Source organism: Kitasatospora sp. NPDC048662 (assembly GCF_055587065.1).
The window spans coordinates 1-8158 of the sequence record NZ_JBVJHA010000027.1; the positions used below are offsets into that span (position 1 = coordinate 1).

The 8158-nt window shown below is 68.7% G+C and carries 8 protein-coding genes and 5 pseudogenes; 8 read left to right on the plus strand and 5 right to left on the minus strand.

Translation table 11 applies throughout. The annotated features are described in order from the left end of the window. Positions 1-30: 30 nt before the first annotated feature. From ACZ6R9_RS33635 to ACZ6R9_RS33645, 3 genes and pseudogenes are all read left to right on the plus strand, one after another. A pseudogene (locus ACZ6R9_RS33635) lies at positions 31-174 on the plus strand (ATP-binding protein); the annotation flags it as partial. A gap of 68 nt (positions 175-242) precedes the next feature. Next, positions 243-746, plus strand: coding sequence for a hypothetical protein (locus ACZ6R9_RS33640; RefSeq protein WP_465542567.1), 504 nt, complete (start codon positions 243-245; stop codon positions 744-746). 72 nt (positions 747-818) lie between these two features. After that, positions 819-1031 (plus strand): hypothetical protein, encoded by a 213-nt coding sequence (locus ACZ6R9_RS33645; RefSeq protein WP_380478550.1) that lies wholly within the window; start codon positions 819-821, stop codon positions 1029-1031. A gap of 208 nt (positions 1032-1239) precedes the next feature. On the opposite strand, the gene ACZ6R9_RS33650 is transcribed toward ACZ6R9_RS33645, so the two are convergent. Then, a complete protein-coding gene (locus ACZ6R9_RS33650) occupies positions 1240-2055 on the minus strand; it encodes an alpha/beta fold hydrolase (RefSeq protein ID WP_380478548.1) in 816 nt (271 codons plus the stop codon). Positions 2056-2303: 248 nt separating this feature from the next. On the opposite strand from ACZ6R9_RS33650, the pseudogene ACZ6R9_RS33655 reads away from it, so the two are divergent. Then, positions 2304-2719: pseudogene (locus tag ACZ6R9_RS33655) on the plus strand (IS982 family transposase); the annotation flags it as partial. A 346-nt stretch (positions 2720-3065) separates the two neighbouring features. Continuing rightward, a pseudogene (locus ACZ6R9_RS33660) lies at positions 3066-3214 on the plus strand (IS982 family transposase); the annotation flags it as partial. A gap of 61 nt (positions 3215-3275) precedes the next feature. Here ACZ6R9_RS33660 and ACZ6R9_RS33665 read toward each other — a convergent pair. Both ACZ6R9_RS33665 and ACZ6R9_RS33670 read right to left on the minus strand, forming a co-directional pair. Next, on the minus strand, positions 3276-4073 hold the full coding sequence (locus ACZ6R9_RS33665) for a hypothetical protein (RefSeq protein ID WP_465542570.1): 798 nt from the start codon (positions 4071-4073) through the stop codon (positions 3276-3278). Positions 4074-4365: 292 nt separating this feature from the next. Continuing rightward, the gene (locus ACZ6R9_RS33670; protein WP_465542572.1) at positions 4366-5178 is read right to left on the minus strand and encodes an MBL fold metallo-hydrolase; all 813 of its coding nucleotides are present in this window, start codon (positions 5176-5178) and stop codon (positions 4366-4368) included. Between ACZ6R9_RS33670 and ACZ6R9_RS33675 the strand changes: the two genes are divergently transcribed. Together ACZ6R9_RS33675 and ACZ6R9_RS33680 are read left to right on the plus strand one after the other, a co-directional pair. Further along, complete coding sequence (locus tag ACZ6R9_RS33675; RefSeq protein WP_465542574.1) at positions 5168-5860, plus strand: hypothetical protein; 693 nt, start codon at positions 5168-5170, stop codon at positions 5858-5860. The genes ACZ6R9_RS33670 and ACZ6R9_RS33675 overlap by 11 nt on opposite strands. Before the next feature lie 272 nt (positions 5861-6132). Further along, entirely contained in the window at positions 6133-6798 is a 666-nt protein-coding gene (locus ACZ6R9_RS33680) for a Type 1 glutamine amidotransferase-like domain-containing protein (RefSeq protein WP_465542576.1), read from the plus strand. A gap of 15 nt (positions 6799-6813) precedes the next feature. On the opposite strand, the pseudogene ACZ6R9_RS33685 reads toward ACZ6R9_RS33680, so the two are convergent. Together ACZ6R9_RS33685 and ACZ6R9_RS33690 are read right to left on the minus strand one after the other, a co-directional pair. Continuing rightward, positions 6814-7188: pseudogene (locus tag ACZ6R9_RS33685) on the minus strand (transposase); the annotation flags it as partial. Positions 7189-7190: 2 nt separating this feature from the next. Beyond that, entirely contained in the window at positions 7191-7607 is a 417-nt protein-coding gene (locus ACZ6R9_RS33690; RefSeq protein ID WP_465542578.1) for a hypothetical protein, read from the minus strand. Between the two features lie 142 nt (positions 7608-7749). Here ACZ6R9_RS33690 and ACZ6R9_RS33695 point away from each other — a divergent pair. Then, positions 7750-8009 (plus strand): annotated as a pseudogene (locus tag ACZ6R9_RS33695) (IS5/IS1182 family transposase); the annotation flags it as partial. Positions 8010-8158 lie beyond the last annotated feature (149 nt).

Genomic DNA, 8158 nt, shown 5'->3' on the forward strand with positions numbered 1-8158 from the left:
CAACGAACAAGTGCCAGCCCCAGTTGAAGGGGGCGGGTCCTCGGTGACGAGGTCCTCGCCACCGCCGTCCCCGACCGGCTCCTCCACCACTGCGAAGTGGTCTCCATCAACGGACCCAGCTACCGGCTGAAGAACCGGCTCGCCGCCATCGAACGCGACACCGAGGCGGCCTGACCCGCACGCGAATCCCTCGCGTTGGAAGAACGGCGTCAACTGTCCGAGTCGGTTCATACGATCACTGGGTGACCGATGACGAGATCATTGAAGCCTGCCGGAGGATCGCCCGGGAACGGCAGGCGCCTCCGCCGGCCCCGCCGGAGGCCGTTGCCGAGGCGGAACGTGTCATCGGGTTCGCCTTCCCCACGCTTCTCCGGCGTCTCTACACGGAGGTGTCCAACGGCGGCTTCGGCCCCATCGACGGGGTCCCGCCAGTCGATGTGGGGTCGTGGCAGGAGCACATCGCAGTGCCCTATGAGAACGGGCCGGATCCCAGCGGGCGCATTCCTGCAGGTGTCGTGCCGCTCTACGACTGGGGCTGCACGATGTGGTCGATGATCGACTTCCGCGACCCGGACGGCGCGATGTGGTCCAACGCAGACGGTGGCTGTTGGCCGCAGGGGATCTCCTTCGCCCAATGGCTGGTCGCCGCGATGGACGGAGAGTTGTGCTTCGCCTGGCCGGACGGGGTGCCCGCGGAGAGCGAATGGCACCGACCGAACACACCGGCTGGCCAGCGGGAGACCTAGCAACAGCCGCTATCAAGCCTCCATCTCGCTAGTAAAGCCAACGGACGGACCGCCGCGGCGAGCCGGTACGTAGTGCTCGGCCGGCTCGGCACACGCCCGCTCGGCACCGGCGGGTCCGGAGCGCCGACCGGGCTGAGGCCGGGCAGATCACGGAGTTCGCCGACCGGCTGGCCGCCGCGGCCGGACACACTGCCGAATGCCGGTGTCCTGGACGTCGGGTGGCTCCTCGACGAGGCCTTCTACGACGAGGTGAAGGGCAGCGCCGACGTGGACCTGAAGATCTGAATCGGCTGACCGGTTGAGGTCTTCTGCACGGGCACCGCGCCTCGACGCCCGACTTCCCCTGGCCGAGCTCCATCAAGGCGGCCCTCCTGGCCGGGGCGGGGCGGGCCCTGGCCGTGTACAGCCTGGCCTTGCCGCGTGGGAGCACTCACTCGGCCCCGGCGGTCGGCCCCTCGGCGAACCGGCCTCGGCCGGCCTTCGGTCGGTGCCCTTACGCGGGTCGGAACTCGGTGACCAGCTGATGGAAGGCGTCCGGGCGCGTCAGGTTGACGAAGTGGTCGGCGCCGGGAACGTCGATCCGCCGGGTGCCCGACACACCGTGCGAGATTCGCAGCGCGCAGCGTCGGGTGAAGTCCGTGTCGTGCTCGCCAACCACAACCGTAGTCGGCGCCTGGACGAGGCCCAGATGTTCGATCCCCGGCCGGGCCTCGGGCAGCGGCTCGGCGGGCCACCCGGCGAAGAAGCCGGGCGAATCGGCGTACATCTCCTGGATGCGGGCGCGCTGTTCTGGCGTGGTCCTGGGGGACCAGACATTCAGGTCGTGGCTGGCCGCGGCGGCGAAGTCGCCCCGGTCGACGGCGTGTTGGCGAGGGGTGAGGGCGTACAGGAGTGCGGCCAGGGCGGCCTGGTCCTGCGGATCGGGGTCCGGAAGGTACATGGCGGTGCCGACCAGGATCAGGCCGGACACCCGGTCGGGGTGTGCCACGGCGAAGTCGAGGGCCTTGCGGCCCCCGTCGGACGATCCGACCAGCACCGGGCGCGCGACGTCCAGCGCGTCGAGGACGGCGAGCAGGTCGCGCGTGAAGGACCACGGACGCACCGGTTTCGCGGAGCGCGTGCCGGTGCCGCGATCGTCGTACCTGGTCACCCGGTGCCCGGCGGCGAGGGCGCCGAGGTTGGAGTCCCACATCCGAAGGTCCATGGCCCCGGCGTTCAGCAGGACCAGGTCAGACCCGGCACCCGCCTGCGTGGCGAAGATCTTTCCGCCGTCGGAGGTCTCGACGAATCTGTCGACCGATCGAACCATTGACCTGTCTTCCTCTCCTCGGGTGCGGACCGCGGCTTGGGGTGAGGGGTGTTCGCCGGGGTCTTCCCACATGCGGACACTGTTCGAAGTATCAGAAGTGTGACATGTGAGGTTGCACTGACCAAATGTCAGCTGCCAAGGCGGACCAGTACCGGTCTCGCCCTCGACAGTCCAACGTCACCCTGACAGGCCGAAGTCAGTAAGCACGTTCATCTGTACCTGGCTGAGCACTTCAACAAGTACGCGGACAGGTGCTGCTCGGGTTCCGCTCCGAGGCCCGCTGGGTTTGCTTCGCCCATGCCCATTTGCGGGGCATGTTCCCGGGTCTGCCCGTACGGCCCGCCTGCAGCAAGCGTCTGCGAGCCGCCCGGCCACCGTTGCAGCGGGCCGTCTGCGATCTGGCGAAGGCGAGCGACCTGTGGGCCGAGCCGGTGTGGATCACCGACTCCACGCCGGTGGAATGCGGCCGCTCCCGCGACATCGTGCGCCGCTCGGCACTGGCCGGGTGGGCCGGCTATGGCCCCGCTCGCGCTCCCGCTGGTTCTGGGCCGTGGTGCGGTTGTGCCAGACGCCGTGCTGGTCGAGGAGGTGGTCGAGTTCGGCGGAGACATGGCCCTTGTCGGCGAGGATCAGCAGGCCGGGCCGTTCGCGGACGAGGTCGGGTTCGGTCTCGATCAACGCGGCCAGCACCTCGCGTTCGTCGACTTTCGGGCTGGCCAGGGCCCAGAGCACCACGGGCAGTCCGGCCGGGGTGCGGGCGAGGTGGAGTTTCACGCCCCAGGACCAGCGGGAGTGGGAGCGGCTGTAGCCGTGGCGGGTCAGTTCGGAGTTCGTCAGCTGCGGAGGGCGGCGCAGTATGCGCATTCGGCGCAGATGATCATCGGTCCGTGCGTAGAGTGCGGTCAGGAGGGTGTCCGGCTCGCAGATCGTCACAATCCCGGTGCTGGACACCCTCCCGCATGTCCGGAGCGGAACCGGCAGACCCGGCCGACTTCGGAACTACTTGTCCAGCCGCGTTGATCGGGACGGAGCTCGAGCTTGCGCGCGAGCGGCCCGGCCTGCTGGGCCTCGCCGGCAGGGCTGCGTCTCGGCCGAACTCGACCGGTACGGCATCCGGCTGGTGCGGCCGTCCTGTCGGACCAGCGCTCCGTGCCCGGGAGGTACCTGCTGAAGTCGTGTTGTGCATGGTGCGACGAGCGTGGGTGCTGTGTGGTGGTGGGTCAGAGTTCGAGTACCGGGCGGGTGGAGAAGTCTTCGTACATGTCTTCGCCGTCCGGTCCGTGGACGAACTCGGCGTAGAACGGGTTGCGGTTGGCGGTGGCCAGGGGCAGCCATCCGAGGAGGTGGCCGTAGCCGCCGCAGGCTGACTCGCCGCCGTCGCCGCCGTGTACGGCGGTGGTGTCGCTGGTGAGCTCGGTGCGGTAGGTGTCGTGGGCAATGCGGAGGCCGAGGGCGTTCGGGTGGTGCTGGGGGCCGGTGTGGTCGTCGTAGGGGATCCGGTCGAGGGGGCATTCGTTGCCCCATCGGAAGAGGGTGTTCGCGCCGGCTCCGCAGGCGTGTTCCCATTCGTCGGAGGTCGGCATTCGCAGGCCGCGGGCTGCGAGTACGGCGGGCATGTCGGCGGGTGGCTCGGTCAGGTTCTCGTCCTTCACCGCCATGAGCACCGTCGCCAGGGTGACGTGCCGGCGCGGGCTGAGCAGATGGGCGAGGTGGGCTCGGAGGTCCGGGCCGTACCCGAAACCCTGCTCCAGGCTCTCCTGGTAGTCGGCGGCCTGTTCGGACGTCGGTTGCCAGGTGGCGAGGTCGAACCCGAGCCTCACTGTGCCGCCCGGCACCAGGGCGAATTCCTGTGCGTTCCGGTCGATCAGGACGCGGTGCATCCGGGTGCCGAGGTGTTCGACGGTTTCGACGGCAGTCACGCGGCCGCCCGCCAGTTCAGCTGCCTGTTGTGCGATTCGGCGGGCGATCGTGAGGTCGAAGGACTGCCACTGGTCGAAGGTGAGGTCGGCGAGGGACATGCGCTGCAGTCTTGCACGGGAGCCGGACAGGGCCCTCCACCAGGGAAAGTTTGAAGGTTGGGGTGTCCGGCGGTCGCAGTGCGGTGAGACCGTTCCGGTGGGCTGCCGAGGCAGCTATGGCCGGGCGGCGCCACCTGCAGAGGAACGTGCCTCGCCGTGTTCGGTGGCCCCGCGCGCAACCCGCTGGTGCCAACGACGCTGCCCCGCACCGCTTCCACCGCCCCCGCCGGCACGAAAAGGAGCTGGAGTCTCCCCGACTTCGAAACCGTCCGGGAGCCGTTGGCGGGGTCGATCAGCCGATCGGTGGTGCGAGGTACTCCAGGGCGTAGCCGTGGCCGGAGGGGGTGACGCGGGCGATGCCGGGTGAGTCGAGGTGGGCGCCGGCCACGAAGTGGTGGGGGTGGGTCAGTTGGTCGAGGAGGGCTGCTCGTGCGGCGCGGGCCTGGGGCTGGTCGCCGTCGAACTCCCAGGAGACGTTCGGCCGGTCGAACTGGAGGGTGGGGACGTGGACGGTGTCGCCCCAGACCAGAAGGTGGCCGCTGCTGCTCCTGATGTCGTAGACGGTGTGACCGGGTGTGTGGCCGGGTGCCGGGACTGCGGTGGTCCAGTCGTTGACCGCGACCTTCTCCGACACGGGTACGACCCGGTCGCGGATCGGTTCGAGTCGCCCCGTGAACACCGAGGTGTCGCCCGCGCCGATCCACACGCGTTCGAGTTCGGGGAACGCCTCCGAACCGTCCGGTGCGATCAGGCCGCTGACGTGGTCCTCGTGCTTGTGGGTGATGGCCACATCGGTGACGCGCGCGCGGTCGATTCCCGCTTCGTCGAGCGCGTCGTGGATCAGCCCCATGGCGGGGTCGTGCCAGACGTTGGACGCGCCGGTGTCGACGAGGACCGACCGGGCGCCGTCGGTGACGAAGAAGGCGTTGACCGACAGCCGAAGGTTGCCACCGGCCAGCGGGACGGCGGCCGGCAGCATGTCGAGCGGGCGGCCGTCCTCGTCGCGGAGCCGGGTCGATGGCATGTCGATGTACCCGTCCCGCAGCGAGGTCACCTGCAGGTTGCCGAATTCGAACGTGGCGTGGTGCCGGGCGATGCTGTCCAAGGTCGAACGCGGTGAGAAGAGTCCGACGATCGGCGTCGCGTCCAGGATCGCCCACGCGCTCGATGCGTCGCTGTCGGATCTGGTCGGTGCGCCTGCCGGCGCCGCGTCCGGTGTGGCCGTTGTCATGCGGAAGGATGATCGTCCGATTTTCCGTGACCCGGAGACCGGCTTCGAGCGGCACATCGTGTCAGCGGCCCCGGGCGCGGGGGGATCCGAGATGGTCGGTCACCACCTCCCCGCGCAGGTCTCCACCGGGCTGCTGCCCGCGTATCCGCCCGGTACGGAGAAGCAACTCGTGGTGCTCGCAGGTACCGTCACCGTTGCGATCGGCGGAATCACCGAGACCCTCAACGCGGGCGACTCCCTGTTCTTCCAGGCCGGAGCACGGTTTCGCCAACCCGACGAACGCTCCCTGCGAATACCTCGTGGTCATTTCGCGCAGAACCTGATCGGCGGTGGTGGGCGGGCCGAGAGGTGTCGGCTTCGGGTTGTTCTGTGGGTCGGTGTCGGGGGTTACTGGGAGCAGGTGTTGCTCGAGGTGGTGGGGCCGGGAGCCGTGCATGGGGGCGGTGATCGATCCCGGGGACGGTCCCCGAGCGTCGTTGCCCGAACTGCCGGGGTCGCGGGTCGCTTTGGACGTTGGACGGGCCCGCGCCGGAACGGGTTCGGGTCACGGGATTGAAGCGGGGGACCAGTGAGTGGCTGGTGTGAGGTCGAGAATGACCATCTTGTCGGTCTGGCAGCTGTCCAGGTTCGGGTGTGCCAGGACTCGCCCGTGCGGATCTGGGATCGCAGGTCGGTTCGCCATTGGCGGCTCCCGGCTGATGCGTCGCCAACTCGCGTGCTCTGCGTGTCAGTGCCCCGTGATTGACTCGCTTGCCGGAAGGCCCCCGTACGTTCAGGGCTCCCGCTTGCCGTGGCCTGCCACGGCTCCCGATGGACAAGGAAGGCGCGATGAAGCTTCTTCTCACCTCCGGCGGCGTCAGCAACCGGAGCATTCGCGACGCGCTGGTCGATCTGCTGGGCAAACCCATCGCGGAGTCCACCGCGCTGTGTATTCCCACCGCGATGTACGGCATGCCCGGGACGGCCGTCGGGGCGTGGCGGCAGATCGCCGGGCAATCGTCCACCCCCTTGGTCGAGTTGGGGTGGAAAACCGTGGGGATGCTGGAGCTGACCGCGCTGCCCAGCATCGACGAGGAGAACTGGGTCCCCATGGTCCGGGAGGTCGACGCGCTGCTGGTGTGCGGGGGCGACGTTTTGTACCTGCACCACTGGATGCGTGCATCCGGCCTGGCGGATCTGTTCCCCACGCTGAGCGAGACGGTCTACGTGGGACTGAGCGCCGGCAGCATGGTGATGGCCCCGCACGTCGGGGAGGAGTTCGTCGGCTGGAAGCCGGCTGCGGGCGGCGACAGTGTGCTGGGCCTGGTCGGATTCTCGATCTTCCCACACCTGGACAACGTGATGTGCCCGGAGAACTCCATGGCCGACGCCGAGAAGTGGGCCGCGCGCGTGCCGGTGCCGGGGTACGCGATCGACGACCGGACGGCCATCACGGTGGTGGACGGTGTCGTCGAGGTCGTTTCCGAGGGGAGTTGGAGGCTGTTCGATCGCTAGGTTCTGTCCGGCGGGTCATGGCCGGAGCCAGAGACGGATCGCTGCGAGGGTGACTGTGCCGTGGAAGACGTAGGCCCGCTTGTCGTAGCGGGTCGCGACGGCGCGGAAGGTCTTCAGTCGATTGATCGTGCGCTCGACCTCGTTGCGGCGTTTGTAGGCCTCCGTGTCGAACGCGGGTGGGCGGCCGCCCCTGCTGCCGCGACGGCGGCGGTTGGCCTGCTGGTCCTGGGGCTCCGGGATGGTGTGCTTGATCTGACGTCTGCGCAGGTAGCAGCGGTTGCGGCGGGAGCTGTAGGCCTTGTCGCCGCCCACCCGGTCGGGCCGCGTGCGCGGGTGCCCGCCGCCCCGTCGCGGGACGTGGATGTGCTCCATGACCGGTATGAGCTGCGGGGTCAGGGAGCGAAGTACCAGCAGTACAGGTCGAGGTGCTCCTCCGTGCGACCGTTGGCCAGGGCTGCCACACGTTCGAGGAGGTCTGCCGCGTTGGCTGGGGAGATCTCGTCGTCCGGTTCGGAGGTCGCCTCGGCCCACGCACGAGCTGCGGCTCGGAGCCGGGCTCTTCCCGCAGTGGCCAGAGCCCTGCATAGCGGCTCGGGGATGGCGAAGACGGTGAATCCGTCGTTGGCCATGGGCACCACGTCTCGCAGGGTGCTCCTGGTGCCCGTGAGCTGGGCTTCCCACTGCAGAACCGCGTCATCGGGGTAGATGCCGTCGCACGGTACAGCCGGGAAGTCGTGACTGCGGCGTGGGCCCACCCGCAGGGCGGACTCGTCGTCTTTTGCAAGGAAGAACTCACCTACGCGCACCATCCGCCGATCTTCGCAGTCCCAGAGGCCGCTCATCCGAGCGGCCGGCCTGTAACGGCCACCAGTGACGGCGAGGCGTCCGGCTCTCCGGATCGGTCAAGATCGCTTGTCCACCGGTCAAGGTCACCTGTCAGAGGACATCTGCCGTCAGTACTTGCGGCGGCAGGGTATCCGGCATGCGATCCGGAGAAGGCCGACAGTCACGCCGCTCGTCTGCGCCGGGGATCAGGAGGCGGACGGCCACCGGGTTTCGACGAGGACCGGTACAGGGAGCGCAACACTGTCGAGGGGGCCATCAACAGGCTGAAGAACTCCCTGGCCGTCGCGACCTGCTACGACAAGCGCGGCTACGTCTTCCTCGGCATCGTCACTGCGGCCGCCCTGGTCATCTGGCTGCGATTATGAGGCCCTGTCACAGGGCGAAGGGCCGGTACTCCAGAGCCTGATCGACGACCTCGGCGAGTAATTGTCAAGATCTGTGGATTGAGCCTTCCCGATCGTGGTCGGTGTGACTGCGATGCTCGGGTTTCTGGATCCAGGCGATGACGGCCTGC